We start from the raw sequence: 23,284 nt of genomic DNA, 5'->3' as shown, positions 1-23,284 counted from the left end.
ACTACAGACTGATTCAGGAAAAGATCTCGATTCCCTGCTTTCGCATTGACGCCAGACGATAACGAAGCGCGCGTGGGGTAATGCCTAATAAATCAGCAATTTTGGTTTTATTGCCCTGATATTTACGCATCAGGTCAGCGATATATTGATACTGCGCACTGCGGCCATGCTGCCCCAGATTGTCGCTGGTCGTTATTGGCATACTGGGCTTCGGCTGCCATTGTGGCTCGCTCCAGGAATCAGACTCAATGGACGGCAGACCTAAGGTATCGGGATAAATGACGCCATCACGATTCAGGATCATTCCCCGTTGTATCGCGTTCTCCAACTGACGCACGTTCCCCGGCCATTCGTAGCTGAGTAATGCCCAGCGCGATGATTCTGAAAGCTTGATATTTTTAACCAGTACCGTGGAGTATTTTTTAATAAAGGATTCCGCCAGCGGAATAATGTCTTCCATGCGTTCGCGCAGCGGCGGCATGGTCAACGGAATAACGGATAACCGATAATAGAGATCTTCCCTGAAACGTCCTGCGGCTACCTCTTCTTCAAGATTCTTATTGGTACAGGCAATTAAACGGAAGTTCAGTTTGATTAAACGGTTACTGCCTAAACGCTCAACCTGTTGCTCCTGCAATACACGCAATATTTTAGCCTGTAGCGCTAAAGGCATATCGCCAATCTCATCCAGCAGTAATGTGCCGTTATTGGCTAATTCCATTTTCCCTGGCACGGTAGCCACCGCCCCGGTAAATGCACCTTTATCATAACCAAACAACGTGGCTTCGAGCATATTTTCAGGAATAGCGGCACAGTTCACCCCGATATAAGGTGCCTGAGGTTCCTGCGCAGACGCAATTGAATGGATAAATTTGGCGACACATTCTTTACCAGTACCGGTTTCGCCATGGATAAGGACTGGAACATTAAAAGCAGCAATACGCCTTGCCATTGAAAAAACGTTAATGCTGGAGGTTGCTTCGGCAATAAGTTCAAACATGATTATTTTACACTTAGAAGTAAAGTTAACATCCGTTACGAGAAATATACAAATCATTCCAAAGCACAATCATCGAATAATAGATATCGCCCGTGCCATGTCTTAATCCCATCCTTGCTCATGTTTTACCGCCCTTTCATAGGGCAGCCCCACTGAAGACTATTTTCAGATAGGGTTTTTCCTAAAAAAATACTATCACTGGTGCTATTAACAATCTTAAATTAAAAGATAATAAAAATATTATTACAATAAAAACAACAACTTATCATGATTACAGTATAAAAATAAACCACCAAGACATCGTGTAAGAAGGTTAGAGGATGAGTGGGGAACATCACGTATGCGTAATTAATTATTTTTTAATTATAGCCTGAGGCCATTAATAACTTGCAGAGGAGAGAGGTAGAATATCTAATGTGCAGCCCTACATCAGAGACGAAAGTAGGTACTGCATTTCATATCTAATGGACTTCAACAATATGAGAATAGCGTCAGGGATGAACCATAAATTAAATGGATTTGTATTTTTTTTGATAACCGCGGGATTTGATATCAATTCATCCGCCCCAGAAATTACAGCTGAGAAAGCGTACCATGCTGAAATATAGTCAAACGCCCGGAATCTTTAAACTTGAAGGAAACCGGCTTGGGCGTCCTTATCATCGTCTGCCGACTATGTTTACGGGTAATTTTGATACAATTGAATCACATCTCGGAAACTATTTTCTGAAAAAACATCGCACAAATATAACACTTAAAAAAATACACTGTGAGATGGATGTTATCAATAAAAGTGCGGAATTATTAGTTTCTCAGGTAGGACATTTAGCTTTTGATATCGATCGCGCATTATTGTTAATGTTATTAGGTAACTTTTATGGCCTGACATCTTCTCTCGCAGATGAGAAGTCGCAGGATGATTTACCAACCAAAACAGAAGTTCGGCTGCGAAGCAGACTGGCACTGGATATTTGCAATATCATTTTTAATAAAAATATATCCGGTATTCCACTGACGCTTAAACCCGACAGCAGCACCATACAAACCCACTGGGCTTATCAACTTACATTTGTATTAGGTGATGATGAGAATTGCAGTTTCCGCATCTTACTGGACGATTCGCATACCGATTACATTCTGAATTTGATCCGCCGTAGCGAGCACGGCGAGAAGAAAAAGCAGGTTGATAAAGCCAGCATTGAGACGCGTAAAAAAACGCTGATCAAAGAAATTATTCATACGCTGCCACTGACCATGAACGTCAAGATTGCAGAAATATCCCTTAATGTCGCCGACCTGACGACGATTAAGCCTGGGGATATTTTACCTATCGCCATGCCTGATACTTTCCCTGTTTATATCGGGAAATCCGAATTATTTAATGCCCTGATCGTAGAGGACAAAGACAAACTGTTTTTGTCCGAATTAACGAGCAAGACGGAGAAATCCTATGAGTAAGCCAGAAGATATTTTAGAACAAGGTTTCGAGTTAGCGCCCGAAACAACCACGCCGCCCGCGCCGTCGGTAACAGAGACGCTGGTAGCGCGTTTAGAAGACCGTTTTTCCGAGTCGATGTCGTTACTGAAACGTATTCCGGTCACGCTAACGCTGGAAGTATCATCCGTGGAAGTGATGCTGTCCGATCTGCTGAACATTGATGACGACACCGTCATTGAGATGGATAAGCTCGCCGGTGAGCCGCTGGATATTAAGGTCAATAACATCCTGCTAGGCAAGGCTGAAGTGGTGGTGGTGAATGAAAAATATGGCCTGCGCGTCCTTGAATTCAACACGAATGAAATCAACGACCTGGCACCATGAAACGCGCACCAACCCTCACGCTCATACTGGGTATCTCGTTACTCATCCTTTCTCCCTTTGCCTGCGCGCAAGGGGGAGATATCCCGTTGCTGAATGTGATTTCTCACGGGAATAGCCAGGAATACAGCGTAAAAATCCAGGTCCTGATCCTGATGACCCTGGTGGGCATTCTGCCTACCCTGGTGCTGATGATGACCTGCTTTACGCGTTTTATTATCGTACTTTCCCTGCTGCGCCAGGCGTTGGGGCTGCAACAAACACCGCCTAACCGCATACTGATAGGCATTGCGCTGTCGTTAACCATGCTGGTGATGCGTCCAATCTGGATCAACATTTACGACCACGCGGTTGTGCCTTTTGAAAACGATCAGATCACGCTCCCCGACGCCCTGAGCACCGCAGCCTCACCATTGAAGCGCTTTATGCTGGCGCAGACCAACAAAAAAGCGATTGCGCAAATAATGACGATCGCCAACGCGAAAGGTAACGCAGCCGATCAGGATCTCTCCATTATCGTTCCCGCATATGTGCTGAGCGAACTGAAAACCGCCTTCCAGATAGGCTTCATGATTTACATCCCATTCCTGGTGATCGACCTGATCGTTGCCAGCGTACTGATGGCGATGGGGATGATGATGCTGTCGCCGCTGATCGTTTCGCTGCCCTTTAAGCTGATGCTGTTTGTGCTTATTGACGGCTGGGCGCTGACCGTCGGTACGCTGACCTCCAGTATTCGCGGTCTGGGACTGGGCTAACGGAGATCGGATATGTTAACCATTGATGTAGCCGCAGATATCGTCGCCAGCGGCATAAAAGTCGTGATCATTTTAGTCTGCGTGTTGGTCGTTCCCAGCCTGCTGGTAGGGATGCTGGTCAGCATTTTTCAGGCCGTGACGCAGATTAACGAACAAACGCTCAGCTTTTTGCCCAGGCTTATCGTCACCCTCGCCGTATTGGGCATTTGCGGTAAATGGATGATCGTCCAGTTGAGCGATCTCTGCGTGCATCTGTTCACTCAGGCCGCCATTCTGGTGCACTGATATGCGCGAAACAGACGTTACACAGTTAAGTAACCTGATACTGGGCATGTGGTTTCCATTCGTGCGCATTATGGCGTTTATTCACTACGCGCCGGTGCTGGATAACGCGGCGCTCACGGTGCGGATACGCATTATTTTGTCGCTGGCGCTGGCCTTTATCATTACGCCGCTTATCCCCCATCCGGTTCCTGACAACCTGCTGTCGATCAACAGCATTATTTTGACCGCAGAGCAGTTTCTGTGGGGCATGCTTTTCGGCCTGATGTTGCAGTTTTTATTTTTAGCGCTGCAGTTGGCGGGCCAGATCCTCTCATTCAATATGGGGATGAGCATGGCGGTGATGAACGACCCCAGCAGCGGCGCGTCAACGACGGTCCTGGCGGAGATGATCAACATCTACGCGGTAATACTGTTCTTTGCGATGGATGGGCATTTGCTGCTGGTGAGCATTTTATTCAAAGGCTTTACGTATTGGCCGATTGGCAATGCGCTGCATCCGCAATCTCTGCGTACCATTTCCCTTGCGCTGGGCTGGGTGTTTGCCGCGGCCACGCTGCTGGCGCTGCCGACAACCTTTATCATGCTGATTGTCCAGGGCTGCTTTGGTTTGCTTAACCGCATTGCGCCTCCGCTCAACCTGTACTCGTTAGGTTTTCCGATCAACATGCTGGCAGGTCTTATCTGCTTTGCGACTCTGCTCTATAACCTGCCCGACCACTATCTGCACCTGGCGAACTTCGTCTTGCAGCAGCTTGACGCGCTCAAGGGGCACTATGGCGGATAGCAGCAGCGAAGAAAAAACAGAAAAACCCTCGGCGCAAAAACTTCGCAAAGCCAGGCAAGAGGGGCAAATTCCGCGCTCAAAAGATATGGGGCTTGCCGCCAGTCTGTTTGCCGCGTTTATGGTGATTTCCAGCAGCTTCCCCTGGTATGAGGATTTTGTCCGCGAAAGCTTTATCAGCGTGCATCAGTATGCGCAGAACATTAACAACCCGGACATCATCGGTCAGTTTCTCGAACACCATTTGCTGATTTTAGCCAAGTTCATCCTGACGCTATTACCCATGCCTGTCGCCGCACTGTTTGCCTCGCTAATTCCTGGAGGCTGGCTTTTCCTGCCAAAGAAAATTTTGCCGGACTTTAGCAAATTAAGCCCGCTCAAAGGAATTGGCCGCTTATTTTCTACCGACCACCTGGTGGACACCGGCAAGATGACGCTCAAAGCGATTGTGCTACTGGTGATGCTGTGGATTAGCGTGCGCAATAACGTGGCCGCCTTTCTGGGTCTGCAGGAGCTGTATTTCAAACAAGCCGTCAGCGATGGCCTGGCGCTGTACAGCAGCATCATGCGCAACTTTGTCATCCTGTTTGTCTTTTTCGCGGTGATCGATGTTCCTCTGGCGAAAAAAATGTTCACCAAAGGGTTGAAGATGACCAAACAGGAAGTGAAGGAAGAATATAAAAATCAGGAAGGTAAACCGGAAGTACGGGCCAGGATCCGTCGCCTGCAACGGCAAATGGCGATGGGGCAAATTCGCAAGGTCGTGCCAAAAGCCGATGTGGTGATCACCAACCCAACCCACTATGCCGTGGCGTTGCAGTACGACCAGTCACGCGCCGCCGCGCCTTTTGTTGTCGCCAAAGGCACCGATGAAATCGCGCTGTATATCCGTCAGGTGGCGGCGGAAAGCAACATTGAGATTGTTGAATTTCCTAAGCTGGCGCGCTCGGTTTATTACACCACCCAGGTCAATCAACAGATCCCATTTCAACTTTATCGGGCGATTGCACACGTCCTGACCTATGTACTGCAAATGAAGCACTGGCGTGACGGTTCACAAGCACGTCCATCGCTGAACAGACATATTTCCATTCCAAAAGAGGTTCTTAAACTGGATGCCGAAAACAACTAAACAACTCCTCGCATTGCTGCGTAACGGTAACATCGGTATTCCACTGGTAATACTGTGTATCCTGGCGATGGTGATCCTGCCATTACCACCAGCACTATTGGATATTCTGTTCACCTTTAACATCGTGCTGGCGGTGATGGTGCTGTTGGTGGCCGTTTCCGCGAAACGCCCGCTCGAATTCAGCCTGTTCCCGACCATTTTGCTGATCACCACGTTGATGCGCTTGACGCTGAACGTGGCGTCAACGCGCGTGGTGTTACTGCACGGCCATATGGGCGCAGGCGCTGCCGGTAAGGTGATTGAGTCCTTCGGTCAGGTGGTGATCGGCGGTAACTTTGTCGTCGGTTTTGTGGTGTTCATCATCCTGATGATCATCAACTTTATCGTGGTGACCAAGGGTGCCGAACGTATCTCAGAAGTTTCGGCCCGCTTTACCCTCGACGCCATGCCCGGGAAGCAGATGGCGATCGACGCCGATCTGAACGCGGGGCTGATTAATCAGGCCCAGGCACAGGCGCGACGTAAAGACGTGGCGGGCGAAGCGGATTTCTATGGCGCAATGGACGGTGCGTCGAAGTTCGTGCGCGGTGATGCCATCGCTGGGATGATGATCCTGGCCATTAACCTGATCGGCGGCGTCTGTATCGGTATTTTCAAATACGATTTAAGCGCCGAAGCCGCATTCCAGCAATACGTACTGATGACCATCGGTGACGGTCTGGTCGCCCAGATCCCGTCTCTGCTACTGTCGACGGCGGCGGCAATTATCGTTACTCGCGTGAGCGACAGCGGTGATATCGCCACTGACGTGCGAAGCCAGCTGCTGGCCAGCCCCTCCGTGCTTTATACCGCCACCAGCATTATGTTTGTACTGGCGGTGGTGCCGGGGATGCCGCATTTCCCGTTCCTTGTGTTCAGCGCCCTGCTGGGATTCACCGCCTGGCGTATGAGCAAGCGCCCGAAGGTGGCTGAGACTGAAGAGAAAAACCTTGAGACGCTGACCAAAACCATCGTTGAAACCACCGAGCAACAGGTCAGTTGGGAAACGATCCCCTTGATTGAGCCAATTAGCCTGAGCCTCGGGTACAAGCTGGTGTCGCTGGTGGACAAATCCAAAGGGAACCCGCTTACCCAACGTATTCGCGGTGTGCGCCAGGTTATCTCAGACACGAACGGCGTGTTGCTACCGGAAATTCGCATTCGCGAAAACTTCCGTCTAAAACCGACCCAGTACGCCATTTTTATCAACGGGATCAAGGCTGATGAGGCCGATATTCCCTCAGATAAGCTGATGGCGCTGCCTTCCAGTGAAACCTACGGCGAGATCGATGGTGTTTTAGGCCACGATCCGGCCTACGGTATGCCGGTCACGTGGATTGTCCCGGCGCAAAAAGCCAAAGCGCTAAATATGGGGTATCAGGTTATTGATAGCGCCAGCGTCATCGCGACGCATGTGAATAAGATCATTCGCAACTATATTCCTGACCTGTTTAACTACGACGATATTACGCAATTGCATAACCGCCTTTCCTCGATGGCGCCCCGTTTGGCGGAAGATCTGAGCGCAGCGCTCAATTATAGCCAGCTCCTGAAGGTTTACCGGGCGCTGCTGGTCGAAGGCGTGCCGCTGCGCGATATCGTCACGATTGCCACCGTGTTGGTCGCCAGTAGCGCCGTCACCAAAGATCATATTCTGTTAACAGCAGATGTGCGTCTGGCGCTCCGTCGCAGCATTACCCATCCGTTTGTACGCAAAGATGAGCTGGCGGTGTACACCCTGAACAATGAGCTGGAAAATCTGCTGGCAAATGTGGTGAATCAGGCTCAGCAAAGCGGCAAAGTGGTGCTCGATAGCGTACCGGTCGATCCGAATATGCTCAATCAGTTCCAGACCAATATGCCACAGATTAAAGAACAGATGAAAGCCGCGGGGAAAGAACCGGTCCTGCTGGTCGCACCGCAGCTACGTCCTCTGCTCGCGCGCTATGCGCGCCTGTTCGCACCGGGTTTGCAGGTGTTGTCTTATAACGAAGTTCCGGATGAGCTGGAATTAAAGATCATGGGGGCGTTGAGTTAACCCCTGACGAGGCGGTGCCATTCGCACCGCCTTGTTGATTACAGAATAGTATTTTCCGTAAGAATACGCCGGGCACCGAGATAATGATCCTGCCAGAAATCATCGGATAAATTACTCACCCGAATGGTTTCTCCGGTACGCGGCGATTCAATAAATTGTCCCTGCCCTAAATAGACGCCCATATGATCGGCAATATCTCGACTGTGAATATGAAAGAACACTAAATCCCCACGGCGAAGATCGCGATTGGCGACGATGGTTGCCCGCCGGTAGTGATACATTTCATTCGCCGTACGCGGCAGTTTTGCCGCCAGGATTTTGTTGTAGGCATAAAAAATCAGCCCGCTGCAGTCAAACCCTTGATCCGGGCTAGTCCCTCCCCACAAATACGGTTTACCTAGCTGCTGCTCAAGACGGTGAATTGCCACTTCGGTCATGTTGTGCAGATGATCGCTACTGAGAAAATGATCATTCTCAGCCAGTTCCTGCCAGCGATGATCGCTCGCTTTCAGCGGCCCAGGGAACCACTCCGGGTGCTGTTTAATCAGCGTCCTGTTTTGCTGGCGCAGCGCGCTTTTACTTTGCGCATTTCCTTCCACCACATAACTTGCCTGCTTTTTTACCTGCGCGTGGTACTGCTTCAGCAGCCGGGCGCGATTACGCATGCGCATTTGCGCTGCATAGCTTAAATGGGCGTCAGATATGAGGGGCTGGACTTTGGCGACAGACGGAGAGGACAACACAACACACAAAGACAGCAGACCCGGCAAAAAGCGTCGGGGCGCAGAGACTAAAGACATAAAAACAAGAATACCTAATCAAATACGTTCGACGCAGTCTACCGCCATTGCCGGGTATTCCATTTTAATATTCGATTATTAAATTATTAATTTTTTAAATTCAATACATTAGAATTTCTGCACTCATAAGACTAAATGAAGTGCGCTCACGCACAAAATACGCCAGTGTCTGACTGCCTTTAAGTACAATTTTCCGTATAAAGAAAATCTAAAGTGTAAACGCCGCACGAGAGACTTGCGAAAAACTCTCTGGGTGATAATGTGAGCGCTCCAGATCCAGATTTATCCGATTTGGGGACTCTTTTTGCCGTCCTGGCGTGTGTAATCGTTTTATCAAGGAATAAGCAGTATGCGTAAAATCGCATTTTTACTTGCGATGCTTTTATTGCCGTGCGTTTCATTTGCCGGTTTGCTGAGCAGCAGCAGCCCGACGACGCCCGTCAGCAAAGAATATAAGCAGCAATTAATGGGCTCCCCCGTCTATATCCAGATCTTCAAAGAAGAGCGCACGCTGGATCTGTACGTCAAGATGGGTGAACAGTATCAATTGCTCGACAGCTATAAGATCTGCAATTATTCCGGCGGCCTGGGGCCGAAACAGCGTCAGGGCGATTTCAAAAGTCCGGAAGGGTTTTACAGCGTACAACGCGGGCAGCTGAAACCGGATAGCCGTTTCTATAAAGCGATTAACATTGGTTTCCCTAACGCCTACGACCGCGCACACGGTTATGAAGGTAAATACCTGATGATCCACGGCGCCTGCGTTTCCGTCGGCTGCTACGCGATGACCGACAACGGCATTGATGAGATTTTCCAGTTTGTCACCGGCGCGCTAGTGTTTGGGCAGTCCAGCGTACAGGTTAGCATTTACCCGTTCCGCATGACCGACGCCAACATGCAGCGCCATAAGTTCTCGTATTACAAAGATTTCTGGGCGCAGCTTAAGCCGGGATACGATTACTTTGAACAAACGCGTAAGCCACCGACCGTTTCCGTCGTCGATGGCCGTTACGTAATCAGCAAGCCGTTGAGTCACGAAGTGGTTCAGCCGCAGCTGGCATCAAACTACACGCTCCCCGAGACAAAATAATGCCCACTCGCCTGGCATAATCTTTTGCCAGGTTTCATTGCCGGTTAGCGGCTGAGTGGCAATCACGGTGACCACATCATTAGGTGTGGTCTCTGAGCTAAAATCGATTTCCACATCCTGATCCAACAGTGTCGCTACGCCAAACGGCGCACGACGGGTGATCCAAAACAAATTGGTCGAGCAAAAGGCCATCACATAACGCCCGTCAGACAACAGCATGTTGAAGACGCCCTTCTCCCGCAATTCTCCTGCCAACATCGCGATATATTTAAATACTGCCGTCATATTGCCAGGCGTGCGCGGATAACGCTCCGTCAGCTTGTGGAGCAGCCAGCAGAAGGCTTTTTCGCTGTCGGTTTCCCCAACCGGGCGGAAATTTCCGGTTGCCAGCGATTTATAGCCGCTGAGCTGTCCGTTATGGGCGTACGTCCAGTTACGTCCCCACAGCTCACGCGTAAAGGGATGGGTATTTTCCAATGCCACTTCACCGCGATTCGCCTGACGAATATGGGCAATCACGGAACAGGATTTGATGGGATAGTCTTGTACCAGTTTGGCGATAGGCGAGTTAAAGCTGGGTTGCGGATCTTTAAACGTACGGCAGCCCTTACCTTCATAAAACGTAATACCCCAGCCGTCCTTGTGCGGCCCGGTACCTCCGCCGCGCTGAACCAGCCCGGTGAAGCTAAAGCAGATATCGGTTGGCACATTGGCGCTCATCCCGAGCAGTTCGCACATACATCACCTACCTTAAAACGGTTAATTGCCTGCCAAGACCAGCAAAGCACAGCTTGTAGGCCGGATAAGACGCTTGCGTCGCCATCCGGCACAATGCCCGATGGCGCTTCGCTTATCGGGCCTACAAGTTCCTGGCCCGATAAGACCGGCAAAATTATCGGCTTATTTAACCATCTCCTTTTCGATCAGCTGAATCAGGATATGGATCACTTTGATATGAATTTCCTGAATACGGTCAGCGTAGCCAAAGTGCGGCACGCGAATTTCGATATCTGCGCTGCCCGCCATTTTGCCGCCATCTTTCCCGGTCAGGGTGATAACTTTCATCCCTTTCTCGCGCGCTGCGGCAATCGCTTTAATTACGTTACCAGAGTTACCCGAAGTAGAAATGCCTAACAGGACATCGCCCGCGCGGCCCACGGCTTCAACGTAGCGGGAGAACACATAATCGTAACCGAAATCGTTACTGACGCAGGAAATATGGCTGACGTCAGAAATAGCGATCGCCGGGTAGCCAGGGCGGTTTTCGCGATAGCGTCCGGTCAGCTCTTCGGCGAAGTGCATCGCATCGCAATGGGAACCACCGTTACCGCAAGAAAGTACCTTACCGCCGGCTTTAAAGCTGTCTGCCAACAGAACCGCCGCGCGCTGAATGGCGTGAATATTGGCGTCATCTTTAAGAAAATTAGCCAGCGTTTCCGCCGCTTCGCTCAGTTCGTTACGAATAAGATCCTGGTACATGAGGATATCCTTCAGCATGAATGTAAATGACAAGATGCAGTGTACCGGATAGCGCTACCAGCGAGAAGTACAAGCCACAGGAATGGCTGCGGCTTTTGATTTTTTGTGCCGGTTAAAACGGCAACAATGTGAGCTTTGTTGTAATTATTTTGTAAACACATTGCTAAAAGAATTTACATCCACTACAACCATATCATCACAAGTGGTCAGACCTCCTACAAGCAAGGGAGCTTTTCGTTATGATGATTTTGAGTATTATCGCTACGGTTGTTCTGCTCAGCGTTCTGTTTTATCACCGCGTGAGCTTATTCCTCAGCAGCTTAATTTTGCTCGCCTGGACGGCTGCGCTTGGCGTAGCTGGCCTGTGGTCAGTCTGGCTGCTGGTTCCTCTGGCCATTATCCTCGTACCGTTTAACTTTACGCCGATGCGCAAATCCATGATCTCTGCGCCGGTGTTCCGCGGTTTCCGTAAAGTCATGCCGCCGATGTCGCGCACCGAGAAAGAAGCGATTGATGCCGGTACGACCTGGTGGGAAGGCGACCTGTTCCAGGGTAAGCCAGACTGGAAAAAACTGCATAACTATCCTCAGCCGCATCTGACAGCTGAAGAACAAGCGTTTATTGATGGCCCGGTGGAAGAAGCGTGCCGCATGGCGAACGACTTCCAGATAACCCATGAACTCGCGGATCTGCCCCCGGAACTGTGGGCGTATCTGAAAGAACACCGCTTCTTCGCGATGATCATTAAGAAAGAGTACGGCGGGCTGGAATTCTCCGCCTATGCACAGGCTCGCGTTCTGCAGAAACTCTCCGGCGTTTCCGGGATCCTGGCGATCACCGTTGGTGTACCTAACTCATTAGGCCCAGGCGAACTGCTGCAACATTACGGCACCGAAGAGCAGAAGAATCATTACCTGCCCCGTCTGGCGCGTGGTCAGGAGATCCCATGCTTTGCTCTGACCAGCCCGGAAGCAGGCTCCGATGCAGGCGCAATCCCTGATACCGGCGTGGTTTGTATGGGCGACTGGCAGGGCCAGCAGGTGCTGGGGATGCGCCTGACCTGGAACAAACGTTATATTACGCTGGCCCCTATCGCTACCGTACTGGGCCTGGCATTCAAACTCTCCGACCCGGAAAAACTGCTGGGTGGTGAAGAAGATCTCGGCATTACCTGTGCGCTGATCCCAACCTCAACGCCGGGTGTACAAATTGGACGTCGTCACTTCCCGCTGAACGTGCCGTTCCAGAACGGTCCGACGCTGGGCAAAGATGTTTTTGTACCGATTGATTACATCATTGGTGGTCCGAAAATGGCCGGTCAGGGCTGGCGCATGCTGGTGGAATGTCTGTCCGTGGGACGCGGTATTACCCTGCCGTCTAACTCGACGGGCGGTGTGAAATCGGTCGCGATGGCAACCGGTGCGTATGCGCACATTCGTCGCCAATTCAAAATCTCTATCGGCAAGATGGAAGGTATCGAAGAGCCGCTGGCGCGTATTGCGGGTAACGCCTACGTGATGGATGCTGCGGCGTCGCTGATTACCTACGGGATAATGCTGGGCGAAAAACCGGCGGTGCTGTCGGCTATCGTGAAGTATCACTGTACCCACCGTGGGCAGCAGTCAATCATCGATGCTATGGATATCACTGGCGGTAAAGGCATTATGCTTGGCGAAAGCAACTTCCTTGCCCGTGCCTACCAGGGTGCGCCAATCGCTATTACCGTTGAAGGCGCCAACATTCTGACCCGTAGCATGATGATCTTTGGTCAGGGTGCGATTCGCTGCCATCCGTACGTTCTGGAAGAGATGGCTGCAGCGCAGAGTAACGATGTGAATGCGTTCGACAAGCTGCTGTTCAAACACATCGGTCACGTCGGCAGTAACAAAGTGCGCAGCTTCTGGCTTGGCCTGACGCGTGGCTTAACCAGCAGCACGCCAACCGGCGATGCGACCAAACGTTACTACCAGCACCTGAACCGTCTGAGCGCCAACCTGGCACTGCTTTCAGATGTGTCCATGGCCGTACTGGGCGGTAGCCTGAAGCGTCGTGAACGTATCTCCGCGCGTCTGGGCGATGTGTTAAGCCAGCTGTATCTGGCCTCTGCGGTTCTGAAACGTTATGACGATGAAGGCCGTAATGAAGCGGATCTGCCGTTGGTTCACTGGGGCGTTCAGGATGCGTTGTACAAAGCGGAACAGGCAATGGACGATCTGCTGAAAAACTTCCCGAACCGTCTGGTCGCAGGCTTGCTGAACGTGGTTATCTTCCCGACCGGTCGCCACTACCATGCACCGTCTGACAAGCTGGATCATAAAGTCGCGAAGATTTTGCAGGTTCCAAGCGCCACCCGTTCTCGCCTTGGTCGTGGTCAATACCTGACGCCAAGCGAGCATAACCCGGTTGGTTTGCTGGAAGAGGCGCTGCTGGACGTGATTGCAGCCGACCCTATCCACCAGCGGATCTGCAAAGAGCTGGGTAAAAACCTGCCATTTACCCGTCTCGACGAACTGGCGCACAATGCGCTGGCGAAAGGGCTGATTGATAAAGATGAAGCCGCGATTTTGGTGAAAGCCGAAGCGAGCCGCCTGCGCAGTATCAACGTGGATGACTTTGACCCCGAGGAGCTGGCGACTAAGCCGGTAAAGCTGCCAGAGAAGGTGCGTAAAGTCGAAGCCGCATAACGACATACGCACAACGTTTAGCCCCGCTTAATGCGGGGCTTTTTATTGCCACATTTTCGCTATAGCTCATGCTACAGTGTCAAAATGTTGTTCAACGAGGAGCCTTGATCGTGCCTGGTTTGAAAATTACTCTGCTGCAACAACCGCTGATCTGGATGGATGGCCCGGCTAATCTGCGCCATTTCGACCGCCAACTGGAAACCGTCTCCGGACGTGATGTCATCGTGTTGCCCGAGATGTTTACCAGCGGATTTGCCATGGAAGCGGCGAGCAAATCGCTGTCGCAGGATGAGGTCGTAAGCTGGATGCGCGCAAAAGCGCAACAGATGAACGCCCTTATCGCGGGCAGCGCCGCTCTCCAGTCTGAACGCGGCCCGGTCAACCGCTTTTTACTGGTCGAACCCGAAGGTCATGTCCATTTCTATGACAAGCGTCATCTGTTCCGCATGGCGGATGAGCATCAGCATTACCAGGCGGGTGACGCACGGGTGATTTTTGAATGGCGCGGCTGGCGTATTTTGCCGCTGGTCTGTTATGACCTGCGTTTTCCTGTGTGGTCGCGCAATCGCAACGATTACGACCTGGCATTGTATGTTGCCAACTGGCCAGCGCCGCGTTCGCTGCACTGGCAGGTTCTGCTCACCGCACGGGCGATTGAGAATCAGGCTTATGTAGCAGGATGTAACCGCGTGGGGACTGACGGCAACGGCCATCATTATCGCGGTGACAGCCGGGTGATTAATCCGCAGGGTGAGATTATTGCCACCGCCGAGCCGCATCAGGCCACACGCATTGATGCAGAACTGTCACTCTCGGCGCTGCGCGAGTATCGCGAGAAGTTTCCCGCCTGGCAAGACGCCGACACATTCACGCTATAACTATCGCCTTCCCTCCCGCTGCACAACGTTTTCCGTGGCGGGATTGTTTCACTCCGTAACCAACCGCAAAACAAATTCGCGTGGCGACATGCTGCGGGCATCGTATTCTGCAAAGGATAATCACTCGTAACCAGCGAGTGACTGACAATGTTAATAATTCCTTTATCAGGATCCTGAAATGAAGAACTTCTTACGCATGACTTTGCTGGCAGTTACCGTGGCTGGCGCTTCTTTTAGCACACTTGCAGCAAACGTATCTAATGTACCTGCTCCCGCCCAGGACCCGGTAGTTCAGCACCTGAAGCTGAGCACTGACCAGGTTGCGCAGATTAAAAAACTGCACCAGCAGCTTGAAACCAACGTTAGCCAGATTTCGGTGAAGGATGTCAAAGACGGCGCGTTGATTGACGTCATCAAGTCCGGGAAATGGGACGAAGCAGCGGTCAAGAAACAGCTTTCCGCGTTCAGCAACATCGAACAGCAGGCGCGTTATTACCGCGTGAAATACTATTTTGATCTGAGCAAAGTGTTGACCCCAGAACAGCGCCAGCAGGTACAAAAAGATATCGCACAGACGCTAAGCGAGTAATGACCTGAGCCTGAATCAGCACTGATTCAGGCTTTTTGGTAAGACTTCCTGCTCAAACAGAAAACCCTGCACCGCATCTGCGCCGCTCATACGGCAAATGGCATAATCCTGCGGCGTTTCCACCCCTTCAACAACAACCCGCTCTCCCAGCGCGCGAAATTGATTCACCAGCACCCTTAACTGCCACTCCGATGTCCTGAACTGATGAAACATTCCGCTTTCAATTTTGATGGCATCGAAACGGATACCAGACAGCCGCCAGACAAAAAACAGCTCGGGCGAAACATCATCCAGCCACACGCGAAACCCGTGACGTACCAAAGTTTTTACGGCAATGCATACGGCCTGCTGTTCTGCCTTATCCAGACGCATCATGGTCCCCGGGTCCTGAATTTCGATAACAATCCGCCCCTGATGTGCATGCCGGGTGAGCTGCGAAATCCATGACAGGCAGGTTAGCATCCTGACCGACAAGTTCAGCGAATAGCTTCCTGAGAGTGCCAGTACACGCCGCATTTGCCACTGGAAGAGCTGCTGTTTTGCCGTGATGGATAGATGCTTGAAAAAAAGATCCAGTGGTAGCGGCGTGCGTACCTGACTCAACACCTCACAGACATCCAGCGAGGCATCATCAAAAAAATGGATACGCTGCAAACGGATCCCGGTGATCCGCAGCAGTTCTGCGTTGCGGGGAAGCTCTGGGACATTGCGGGCCTGTTCGCTGAGTCTGTTCATATCATTCCATGTTTTGATTAAAAGGACGTCGTGCATCCTGCAGCCACGGGATACGGCGATCGTTCGGGTATGCCTGGTAAAAACGCATCGCCAGACGATGCGCCTCGACCTGGTCGCGCTGCTGTAACGCCAGTAAGATTTGCGTGAAGGAGACGTTCGGATCCGGGTGAATACGCACATAGTCAGGCGCCCAGCGACGAACCGCTTCCAGCCAACGAGCATCCCGGGTACGCTGATAGCGTTGCAGATACCCCATCTGGACATCAAACCGATAGCGAGTGGCAAGAAGCCAGCCTCCCACTGGAAGCTGTTCGGCCAGACGCCACTGTGCTGACTGCCGCTCCGCCAGCGTCAGTTGTTGTTGCGTGCGCAGCGAGAGAAGCAACAATGGCGTGAAAACCAAAAACGAGATCAATGCCAGCCCACGGATCAGCGATGTCGAGGTGAGCGTCATGCAAACCCCTTTTAGCGGGCTGTCTGCACAACGAAGCAGCAGGATCAGCAGCAACCAGTGTGGCGTCGATTGCCTGACGGGATATTCCGTCAACATATGAATCACCACCGGCAGCGCCGCCACCAGGCAGGCGCGACGCCAGCGATTTCCGCGTAGCCAGAGCCAGAAACCACTCGCAATAAAGCACAGTCCCCCCGCCAGCCCAACCAGGCCGCCTTCCACCAGCCATAGCACCAGTTCGTTGTGCGGATGCGAAATGCTGCTCAACCCCAACGGCCCCGCGCGTTCGAGAAACACGGCGGCAAAACTGCCCACGCCCCACCCCGTCCACGGGCGTTCGGCAAATAATGCCAGTGACGTTTTCAGCACCGTCCAGCGCACATGGGAAGTCGTTAAATGATCTACCGTGGCAACGGACAAAAAATGGCGAGCGGCTGCGCCTGTCGCCATACCTAACGCTAACGGCAGGAGAAGTAGCAGCAGCGTACGGCGCTGCGCCGGGAAAACCAGCAGCAGCAGCGCTTCACCGACCGCCACAGACAGATAACCGGTTTGCGACTGGGATTCATGCAGTACAAATCCCATCAACACCAGGCCCATCCCAATGACAATTCGATACCCGTCGCGTAGCCGTAAAAAGAGCGGTACTGACAGCAGCACGCCGCAGGCCGTGAAGCTGGCCAGCAGATTGACCTGCTGAAAAATCCCGTAGGGCCGCGTGCCGCGTCGCCAGGCAAACTCCCAGTACTCAACGCCCGGCAAATGCCAGTACTGGTACACAAACGCCAGACATTCGATGGCGCTTGCACCCCATAGCAGGGCCAGCAGTGCCGTCAGGGAGCGTGCCGCAAGCGGAATTTGCACCGCCACCAGATAGACGATCACGCCTCCCAGTAAGGCTCCCGCGACCAGCAGCGCCTCGAACTGCCAGACGCCAGGCGTCAGCAGACAAAGCAGCGTCAGGATGAGCGCGCCCATCGTAAACCCCGTGGCTGGTACAGTGATGCGCCAGCGTTGGCGAGGAACCAGCACTGATGCGCCAGCAGCCAGCACAACGGCGTAGATCCAGCTCATGATATTAAGCGGCAACGACAGACCACTGCCGCCGTTATTCTGCCAGTAGAGATGCATTGTCCCGCACCAGAAAAACAGACTAATACCGAGCAATAATTTCTGCGCAGGCAGCGGCGCAATGCGATTCAGTACGTTCATCATGTTACTGGTAGTTCAGTGTCCAGGTCCCACTGGCGCTGAACGGACCGTATTCGAGAGACTGATTTTTTATCGCCGACGGTTCTGCCGCGACCCACGCTAAAAAATTCAGCGTCATCGAGCCTTCAGTTATCTCTTTAACTGACGTGCTCTCATCAAGGCGAATTGCCGTGCCGTCCTCTTCGCTCATCCCAATACCGATCCCTGACGCGCCGCCTTGTTCACTGCTATCCAGCGCCAGATGATCGGCGAGCTCCGCATCCTCACGACCGCTGAAGGTAACCGAGATCCCACGAAAAACCTCAGGGTTGCAGTCGCGTAACTGGATGCTGAATTTTTCCGGCTTACTGCGCCCCGAGAGGTAGAGATCCTGTGTCGCGATTTGCTTGAAATCGACCTCGATTTTGTCGCCTCCCGGTGCAAGGCTGCAGGCCAACGCTCTGATGGTGCCGTGAAAATACATATCGCCGCCGACCAGTTTGGTATCGGCCTGCGCCATGCCGCCAAGCAGTAACACACTGCTCGCGAATAACACCGTGAATCTCATGGCATCCCCCTACTGAAACTGCGCGACAACGGTGGCAGAGGCTTCAAACTCACCTTCCTTAACGCTTCCCACCCCTGGCTTTGCCACCGGTGCAGCGGTGAGATTCCAGTCTCCCTGATTCTGGTAAAAACCCTTCACGTTGTAGAATTGATTGGGCACGACGGTGCCGCCGCTCTCGTCTTTAAGCATAATGCCGAGATCGTCGCGTTTTTGTCCGCCGCTCAGCGTGCCGAGCAGATTACCGTTAAACCCAGCCGTGCCTGACGCCGTGGTCGTTTGCACGCCAAGATTAATGTTCAGCGCGCCCTGATCGAAGCTGCCGCCTTCGCAGACCACATGTATCGGGATCGACTTGCTGTAGTTGGTGCCGTTGAGCCTGGCAGCGGATCCAGGCAGATCGCCAAACTCAATGCTGATTTTGTCTCCCCGGTTGAAGGTACATTTGTCCGGTACGGTAATCAGTCCAGATTTAATCACCACGCGGGAAATTGGCGTGGTCGGCGTAGGACCTGCATTCCCTAAACGACCAGCAACCTCCACCAGAGACTGGGAGGTAATATTGATACCGTTAATAATGGGTTTAGTGACAATAAACGTCACTTTCCCTTTCGAACCGCTTTCTATGTTGGTAGCCCGCTCGTAGCCTTTGCGCTTTTTGCAGCTATGGTCGTTGTAGCGATTTGAAAAATTGGTAAATGGTGCCTGGACGTAGTTGTTATAACGCCCGGCAACCCACACCTGTACTTCCACATCCAGATACTCGTTTAGGCGAAAACGGTTCGCCCCCTGATTGGAAGGCGGCATGGTGGTCGTGGTGGTGTAGTAAATCGGTTGTCGGGAGATATCTGCCTGCTCGCAGTGAAAATCCACCACATACCAACTCCCCAGATTCCAGGTGAACGGATCTGTTCTGCCGCCCTCGTGGTTTTTACTGACATCCAGTGAGCTCAGTTCAATATCGTACTGATGCGGCGATCCGCCCTGCGGTTCACCCTCCCCCAGAGTAAATGCCTGCCCGGCCAACGGAGAGCCAGCCAGGACGACCCACAGCAGCGTTTTACGCAATACGCTCATAGATACTCCAGCTTAAGTCTGACCAGGCCGTTAAATTCTCCGGCAGTTACCTCTGGCCCAAAAGACTCCAGTGCGGCCAGAAAGTGAATGGCGTTATCGCCCGGTTTGAGGATCCACATGCGTTGCGGTTGATTCAGATGGATCAACTGGTTGCGTTCGGTCAGTAGCCGAATGCCCGCACCTCGCACATCACCGCGAATACGCCCAAGATCGCTATTTTCCGGTGCGCCTTCGGCCATCAGCGTCATCGAAACGCCGCGTTCCACCGTGCTGTGCGCCAGTTCAGGCATTTCGCTGGTCTGTCCGGGGAAATCCCTCAAGGTATGACCGGAGCCTTTTAAGCAGCCGTTCAGGTACAGCGTCACCAACACCGGATCGCTACGATCGCCGCTCTGGCGAAACCGACTGGCGGAAATGTCACCAAGATTGATGGTCTGATCGCGTGAAGCCATATCCAGTACGCAGGGCGAAACGTAGACCCGACCATGAAAGCGGACGTTGCCATACTCGCCGGATACGTTGCTCATATCCTGACGGCCACTTGTGGCCTGTACCTGGCAGGCCATGCCCGCCATCAGCAGGGCGCAAAGCATCTTTTTCATTTACGAATCCTGTTACCGGGGCTGTTGCTCCATCGGCAATGCTTTACATACATTGCCTGTGCAGCTGAATTTCAGTTCGGGATGACCGCCAAAATCGTTCACATACATCATGCTGAACTGGCTAACGCTGCCGTCGGTCACGCTGAAATCGAGAGAGGATTTTGGTGAAACCATAACCCCAGGGAAATCAGTCAGTCTGCCGCCGCCCTGCGCTTCTGGTTTGCGGCTTAAGCCGATTAAGGTAACGAAGTACGGCGTTGGGTTATCCACACTCCAGCGCTGACCCTGCTTGTGAAAGACCAGTTGGTTTTGCCACACGGCACCCGGTGTTTCTGGCACGATGGCGGTTGGACGGTAGAACAATTTGATGCGCGACTGCATCGCCAGTTGCAGCACGTTCGGCTTATCCGGCTTGGGCGGGATTTCGCGCACATTCAGGTAGAACAGGCTCTCGCGATCCTGCGGCAGGGCGGCAATGCCGCTGGTTTTCGTCACGCGGGCAATACCTTTTTGTCCACCGTTAATCCGTTGCAGCGGCGGCAAGACCATTAGCGGCGAGGTAATTTTTGTTCCGTTGGCGTCTTCCACCCACGACTGAGCCAGGAATGGAATGCTCGGACTGGTATTGGTTAAGTTCGCACTGACAGAGCGCGCATCACCGGTAATGATCATGCGGGTACGGTCGAGCGCGATACCCGCCCATGAGGCGTTGATCCCGGCAATAAAAAGCAGGCTGCAGACCACGGGTTTCAGCCAACGCTGTACGGAGTAAAAAGCTTGATTATTCATGACAAAATTCATTCAGGTTATTGAAATTATTCACAAGGCAACAGCACGTTACCTTCCGGGTTGATTTGTTGCGGCACCTGTAAGTGACACTGTGCGCGGCCAGCCCAGGCAACGGAAAGACGCTCGGCCGGGTTCACACCCGCAATCCAGGCCATGCCGTTTTCCATCACCATCGCGACGCTGACGCCGTTGGCGTTAAACACTTCGGCGCCAAACGGCGGTACTGAACCATCCTTCAGACGCAGCAGCGCCATCATTTTTTGCCCCTGCGCCACGGCAAATCGCTGGTAGCCAATCGCACCTTCCGTCAAGGTGTTAGTGACGATGGCTTTGGTCGCGGAAATGTCCTCGTCCATTGCGTCCACATCAATACGGGTATCAAAGCTGTGATAGCTGACGACGTCCGGTACGACGGCAATACCAAAGCGGTTTGAGTGCGCCTGTTCGCCGTTCAGCGGCACATTCGCCACGCCGTCCGTATCAACCATCACCCTGGCTGTATTCATCGACGCCTGGCTGTTATGCAGCGTCGCGCCATGACGCGTTGCGGTAAAGCCGCCGCGCATCGTGCCGCCAACGGAGAAATAGCGTGATTGCTGCCAGCTGACGTTAGATTCCAGCTCCGCCATCATGCTGCGGTGCTTGTAATAACCATCGAACGCCGTGTGTCCTTCACCGGAAACCCCTGCGCGCAAACGCCACGGGTTGTTACGGTCGCGGTTATCGGAATACGAAACCATCTGGCTGGTCTGGTTGCCGTTATTTTGCAATTCATAATCCATCGAGCGGCCATCGCTCCATGGCACCGAAATTGAAAGTGAAAGGCTGTCGTCCCGTTTGCCCTGATACTCAGAGCGGTAGGCCGCAAGGTTGGCGCTGATCCCCTGGATGCCAGCGAACGAAAAACTGTGTCCCATCGATAACCCATAACGATCCTGCGAACCGCGATCCCAATAGTTCTGGTGGGTATAGGTCAGGTACAGCGTGGTCGCTAACTGCGGATCGTCCGCAAAGAAGGTTTTGTTGCCGGTGATGGTGTACATCTCTTTTTCGCTGCCGGCGCTATTGTTATTTTCATACTGCTCGTCGAGGAACTGCGAAAAAGTGCGGAAATTACGCTGTGAGAAGCGGTAACCGGCAAAGGTAATGGCGCTGTTGTACTCATCAAAGGTTTTGGCATAGCTGAGCTTAAAGGACATCCCTTTTTGTTCAGCCTGATGCTTCACCCCACTCACGGATTGCGTCGCATCAGCCGACAGCGCCCCCAGCCAGCTCAAATCCCGCCCAATCCCCATCGACCAGGCGTTATAACGATCGCCAGTGAGCAACGCGCCGCCGTACAACGACCACGCATTGCTGACCCCCCAGGAAAAATCACCGCTATAAAACGCAGGCCCCTGGACGTCGTGGTTATAACGCGATGGCTTACCGACCGCGGCGTTGTAGCGAACATAGCCTGGGCGCGTCAGGTAAGGAATATCGGCCGTGTTGACCTGAAAGGTTTGTACGCTACCATCCTGCTCTTCGACGCGAACATCCAGCGTGCCGCGCACCGAGCCGTGCAGATCCTGAATATTAAATGGCCCCGCAGGAACGGTGGTTTGATAGATAACACGCCCCTGCTGACTGACGGTGACCTTCGCATTGCTGCGCGCGATGCCATGCACTTCGGGCGCGTAGCCCTGCAAATTCGGCGGCAGCATGCGTTCGTCGCTGGCGAGGTTCGCCCCGGTGAATCGTACCGAATCAAAAACCTGAGAATTCAGGTAGATTTCGCCGAGCGTCAGTTTTGCAGCCTGCATCGGTAACGGGCGATAAGCGTAAATCTGATCCCAGTCGATTCGCCCTCGATTCTCATCCGAAGCGTAATTGGCCTGATACTGGCCACGAAAACGCCACGCGCCGAGGTTAAAACCCGTCTGTCCATAACCAGACAGAGAGCGGTATCGATCGCCGCCCTGCTCGTAATGTGTGGCCTGGCCTGAAACGCTGTAGTCAAAAATCAGCCCTGCGACACCGTTATCCCAACGCTCCGGCGGCGTCCAGTCTGGATCGGTATATTTCATCCATGCCTGAGGCACGGTAATGTCCAGTACGCCGGCGCTATTATTCAGCACCACACCCGGCAGGCGGGAAATGTCATAGCAGGCCACGCTGATCGGGTGAATATAGGTCAGCGCCTCTTCTTTGAGCGCCAGTAATTCAAGTTGTTGCGGCGTCAGACACGCCATGGATTTATGCGGGTTGGCAGGATCGACGATATAACGAATCGACTGCTGAGGGATCTCCTGGCTGTTAATACGAACATCCAGCAGATATTCTCCGGGGGTCACAAAGTTGCCTTCGGAAAAACGCTGCAAATCGACATTGTGCCTGTCGCTGGCATCCAGTACGTCGGTATTAAATTCAATGGCCTCATCCGCTTCAACACATGAAGAGGCACAGACCAGAGCAATTAATAGCGCCAGACGTTTTTTATCTGTTTTCAGCGTGATCATT

22 protein-coding genes are annotated in these 23,284 nt (G+C 52.5%); 11 read left to right on the top strand and 11 right to left on the bottom strand.

What is annotated here, in order from left to right; genetic code table 11:
• Window positions 1-13: 13 nt before the first annotated feature.
• Window positions 14-1,000 (bottom strand): sigma-54 interaction domain-containing protein, encoded by a 987-nt coding sequence (locus tag E1B03_RS05710; RefSeq protein ID WP_133085819.1) that lies wholly within the window; start codon window positions 998-1,000, stop codon window positions 14-16.
• 594 nt (window positions 1,001-1,594) lie between these two features.
• Here E1B03_RS05710 and E1B03_RS05705 point away from each other — a divergent pair.
• From E1B03_RS05705 to E1B03_RS05675, 7 genes are read left to right on the top strand one after another with little or no spacing between them, the layout of a single operon-like run.
• Entirely contained in the window at window positions 1,595-2,458 is an 864-nt protein-coding gene (locus E1B03_RS05705) for a FliM/FliN family flagellar motor switch protein (RefSeq protein WP_133085818.1), read from the top strand.
• Window positions 2,451-2,822, top strand: coding sequence for a FliM/FliN family flagellar motor switch protein (locus E1B03_RS05700; protein ID WP_133085817.1), 372 nt, complete (start codon window positions 2,451-2,453; stop codon window positions 2,820-2,822). Before E1B03_RS05705 ends, E1B03_RS05700 begins: the two co-directional genes overlap by 8 nt.
• On the top strand, window positions 2,819-3,577 hold the full coding sequence (gene fliP, locus E1B03_RS05695; RefSeq protein WP_103770889.1) for a flagellar type III secretion system pore protein FliP: 759 nt from the start codon (window positions 2,819-2,821) through the stop codon (window positions 3,575-3,577). Before E1B03_RS05700 ends, fliP begins: the two co-directional genes overlap by 4 nt.
• Window positions 3,578-3,589: 12 nt before the next feature.
• A complete protein-coding gene (locus E1B03_RS05690; RefSeq protein ID WP_003838859.1) occupies window positions 3,590-3,862 on the top strand; it encodes a flagellar biosynthetic protein FliQ in 273 nt (90 codons plus the stop codon).
• Window position 3,863: 1 nt separating this feature from the next.
• Entirely contained in the window at window positions 3,864-4,646 is a 783-nt protein-coding gene (fliR, locus tag E1B03_RS05685; protein WP_103770888.1) for a flagellar biosynthetic protein FliR, read from the top strand.
• Window positions 4,636-5,775 (top strand): flagellar biosynthesis protein FlhB, encoded by a 1,140-nt coding sequence (gene flhB, locus E1B03_RS05680; RefSeq protein WP_103770887.1) that lies wholly within the window; start codon window positions 4,636-4,638, stop codon window positions 5,773-5,775. The genes fliR and flhB overlap by 11 nt, the downstream gene beginning before the upstream one ends.
• Window positions 5,759-7,852, top strand: a complete 2,094-nt coding sequence (locus tag E1B03_RS05675) for a flagellar biosynthesis protein FlhA (RefSeq protein ID WP_087053138.1) — start codon at window positions 5,759-5,761, stop codon at window positions 7,850-7,852. Before flhB ends, E1B03_RS05675 begins: the two co-directional genes overlap by 17 nt.
• 38 nt (window positions 7,853-7,890) lie before the next feature.
• Here E1B03_RS05675 and E1B03_RS05670 read toward each other — a convergent pair whose 3' ends face one another.
• Window positions 7,891-8,652: a C40 family peptidase gene (locus E1B03_RS05670; protein WP_103770886.1), complete on the bottom strand. Its 762-nt coding sequence runs from the start codon at window positions 8,650-8,652 to the stop codon at window positions 7,891-7,893.
• A 349-nt stretch (window positions 8,653-9,001) separates the two neighbouring features.
• On the opposite strand from E1B03_RS05670, the gene dpaA reads away from it, so the two are divergent.
• Complete coding sequence (gene dpaA, locus E1B03_RS05665) at window positions 9,002-9,742, top strand: peptidoglycan meso-diaminopimelic acid protein amidase (protein ID WP_133085816.1); 741 nt, start codon at window positions 9,002-9,004, stop codon at window positions 9,740-9,742.
• On the opposite strand, the gene E1B03_RS05660 is transcribed toward dpaA, so the two are convergent.
• Together E1B03_RS05660 and lpcA are read right to left on the bottom strand one after the other, a co-directional pair.
• Window positions 9,713-10,480, bottom strand: a complete 768-nt coding sequence (locus tag E1B03_RS05660) for a class II glutamine amidotransferase (protein WP_103770884.1) — start codon at window positions 10,478-10,480, stop codon at window positions 9,713-9,715. The two genes, dpaA and E1B03_RS05660, sit on opposite strands and share 30 nt — an antisense overlap.
• A 162-nt stretch (window positions 10,481-10,642) precedes the next feature.
• A complete protein-coding gene (gene lpcA, locus E1B03_RS05655; protein WP_043015239.1) occupies window positions 10,643-11,221 on the bottom strand; it encodes a D-sedoheptulose 7-phosphate isomerase in 579 nt (192 codons plus the stop codon).
• A 239-nt stretch (window positions 11,222-11,460) separates the two neighbouring features.
• Here lpcA and fadE point away from each other — a divergent pair, with 239 nt between their 5' ends.
• The 3 genes from fadE to E1B03_RS05640 all read left to right on the top strand — a co-directional run bounded on the left by fadE (window position 11,461) and on the right by E1B03_RS05640 (window position 15,372).
• A complete protein-coding gene (fadE, locus tag E1B03_RS05650) occupies window positions 11,461-13,905 on the top strand; it encodes an acyl-CoA dehydrogenase FadE (RefSeq protein ID WP_103770883.1) in 2,445 nt (814 codons plus the stop codon).
• A gap of 110 nt (window positions 13,906-14,015) precedes the next feature.
• Window positions 14,016-14,783 carry an amidohydrolase gene (locus E1B03_RS05645; protein ID WP_133085815.1) on the top strand — a complete coding sequence of 256 codons (768 nt, stop codon included), beginning with the start codon at window positions 14,016-14,018 and terminating at the stop codon, window positions 14,781-14,783.
• A gap of 178 nt (window positions 14,784-14,961) precedes the next feature.
• Window positions 14,962-15,372: a Spy/CpxP family protein refolding chaperone gene (locus tag E1B03_RS05640; protein ID WP_103770881.1), complete on the top strand. Its 411-nt coding sequence runs from the start codon at window positions 14,962-14,964 to the stop codon at window positions 15,370-15,372.
• Window positions 15,373-15,387: 15 nt separating this feature from the next.
• Here the strand turns inward: E1B03_RS05640 and E1B03_RS05635 are convergent, their stop codons facing one another.
• Genes E1B03_RS05635 through E1B03_RS05605 form a run of 7 tightly spaced genes read right to left on the bottom strand, consistent with a single transcriptional unit; the run spans window position 15,388 to window position 23,283 of the window.
• Window positions 15,388-16,107, bottom strand: a complete 720-nt coding sequence (locus tag E1B03_RS05635) for an EAL domain-containing protein (protein ID WP_103770880.1) — start codon at window positions 16,105-16,107, stop codon at window positions 15,388-15,390.
• A 1-nt stretch (window position 16,108) separates the two neighbouring features.
• A complete protein-coding gene (locus E1B03_RS05630) occupies window positions 16,109-17,776 on the bottom strand; it encodes a PglL family O-oligosaccharyltransferase (RefSeq protein ID WP_133085814.1) in 1,668 nt (555 codons plus the stop codon).
• 1 nt (window position 17,777) lies between these two features.
• Window positions 17,778-18,320 carry a fimbrial protein gene (locus E1B03_RS05625; protein WP_103770878.1) on the bottom strand — a complete coding sequence of 181 codons (543 nt, stop codon included), beginning with the start codon at window positions 18,318-18,320 and terminating at the stop codon, window positions 17,778-17,780.
• A gap of 9 nt (window positions 18,321-18,329) precedes the next feature.
• Window positions 18,330-19,394 (bottom strand): fimbrial protein, encoded by a 1,065-nt coding sequence (locus E1B03_RS05620; RefSeq protein ID WP_133085813.1) that lies wholly within the window; start codon window positions 19,392-19,394, stop codon window positions 18,330-18,332.
• A complete protein-coding gene (locus E1B03_RS05615; RefSeq protein ID WP_133085812.1) occupies window positions 19,391-19,996 on the bottom strand; it encodes a fimbrial protein in 606 nt (201 codons plus the stop codon). Before E1B03_RS05615 ends, E1B03_RS05620 begins: the two co-directional genes overlap by 4 nt.
• Before the next feature lie 12 nt (window positions 19,997-20,008).
• Window positions 20,009-20,797 (bottom strand): fimbrial biogenesis chaperone, encoded by a 789-nt coding sequence (locus E1B03_RS05610; protein ID WP_418884900.1) that lies wholly within the window; start codon window positions 20,795-20,797, stop codon window positions 20,009-20,011.
• A gap of 14 nt (window positions 20,798-20,811) precedes the next feature.
• The gene (locus tag E1B03_RS05605; RefSeq protein ID WP_133085810.1) at window positions 20,812-23,283 is read right to left on the bottom strand and encodes a fimbria/pilus outer membrane usher protein; all 2,472 of its coding nucleotides are present in this window, start codon (window positions 23,281-23,283) and stop codon (window positions 20,812-20,814) included.
• Window position 23,284 lies beyond the last annotated feature (1 nt).

This window comes from Citrobacter arsenatis (assembly GCF_004353845.1).
GTDB classification, from domain to species: domain Bacteria; phylum Pseudomonadota; class Gammaproteobacteria; order Enterobacterales; family Enterobacteriaceae; genus Citrobacter; species Citrobacter arsenatis.
This window is presented reverse-complemented; position numbering and strand designations above follow the sequence as displayed.

Bases quoted from the DNA above. Each gene is read 5' to 3' on its own strand.
- E1B03_RS05700 (WP_133085817.1), top strand. From the start codon at position 2,451: ATGAGTAAGCCAGAAGATATTTTAGAACAAGGTTTCGAGTTAGCGCCC.
- E1B03_RS05710 (WP_133085819.1), bottom strand. From the start codon at position 1,000: ATGTTTGAACTTATTGCCGAAGCAACCTCCAGCATTAACGTTTTTTCA.
- E1B03_RS05690 (WP_003838859.1), top strand. From the start codon at position 3,590: ATGTTAACCATTGATGTAGCCGCAGATATCGTCGCCAGCGGCATAAAA.
- E1B03_RS05660 (WP_103770884.1), bottom strand. From the start codon at position 10,480: ATGTGCGAACTGCTCGGGATGAGCGCCAATGTGCCAACCGATATCTGC.
- E1B03_RS05620 (WP_133085813.1), bottom strand. From the start codon at position 19,394: ATGAGCGTATTGCGTAAAACGCTGCTGTGGGTCGTCCTGGCTGGCTCT.
- fliR (WP_103770888.1), top strand. From the start codon at position 3,864: ATGCGCGAAACAGACGTTACACAGTTAAGTAACCTGATACTGGGCATG.
- E1B03_RS05605 (WP_133085810.1), bottom strand. From the start codon at position 23,283: ATGATCACGCTGAAAACAGATAAAAAACGTCTGGCGCTATTAATTGCT.
- E1B03_RS05630 (WP_133085814.1), bottom strand. From the start codon at position 17,776: ATGATGAACGTACTGAATCGCATTGCGCCGCTGCCTGCGCAGAAATTA.
- E1B03_RS05625 (WP_103770878.1), bottom strand. From the start codon at position 18,320: ATGAGATTCACGGTGTTATTCGCGAGCAGTGTGTTACTGCTTGGCGGC.
- E1B03_RS05670 (WP_103770886.1), bottom strand. From the start codon at position 8,652: ATGTCTTTAGTCTCTGCGCCCCGACGCTTTTTGCCGGGTCTGCTGTCT.
- E1B03_RS05635 (WP_103770880.1), bottom strand. From the start codon at position 16,107: ATGAACAGACTCAGCGAACAGGCCCGCAATGTCCCAGAGCTTCCCCGC.
- dpaA (WP_133085816.1), top strand. From the start codon at position 9,002: ATGCGTAAAATCGCATTTTTACTTGCGATGCTTTTATTGCCGTGCGTT.
- flhB (WP_103770887.1), top strand. From the start codon at position 4,636: ATGGCGGATAGCAGCAGCGAAGAAAAAACAGAAAAACCCTCGGCGCAA.
- E1B03_RS05610 (WP_418884900.1), bottom strand. From the start codon at position 20,797: ATGAATTTTGTCATGAATAATCAAGCTTTTTACTCCGTACAGCGTTGG.
- fliP (WP_103770889.1), top strand. From the start codon at position 2,819: ATGAAACGCGCACCAACCCTCACGCTCATACTGGGTATCTCGTTACTC.
- fadE (WP_103770883.1), top strand. From the start codon at position 11,461: ATGATGATTTTGAGTATTATCGCTACGGTTGTTCTGCTCAGCGTTCTG.
- E1B03_RS05615 (WP_133085812.1), bottom strand. From the start codon at position 19,996: ATGAAAAAGATGCTTTGCGCCCTGCTGATGGCGGGCATGGCCTGCCAG.
- lpcA (WP_043015239.1), bottom strand. From the start codon at position 11,221: ATGTACCAGGATCTTATTCGTAACGAACTGAGCGAAGCGGCGGAAACG.
- E1B03_RS05705 (WP_133085818.1), top strand. From the start codon at position 1,595: ATGCTGAAATATAGTCAAACGCCCGGAATCTTTAAACTTGAAGGAAAC.
- E1B03_RS05675 (WP_087053138.1), top strand. From the start codon at position 5,759: ATGCCGAAAACAACTAAACAACTCCTCGCATTGCTGCGTAACGGTAAC.
- E1B03_RS05640 (WP_103770881.1), top strand. From the start codon at position 14,962: ATGAAGAACTTCTTACGCATGACTTTGCTGGCAGTTACCGTGGCTGGC.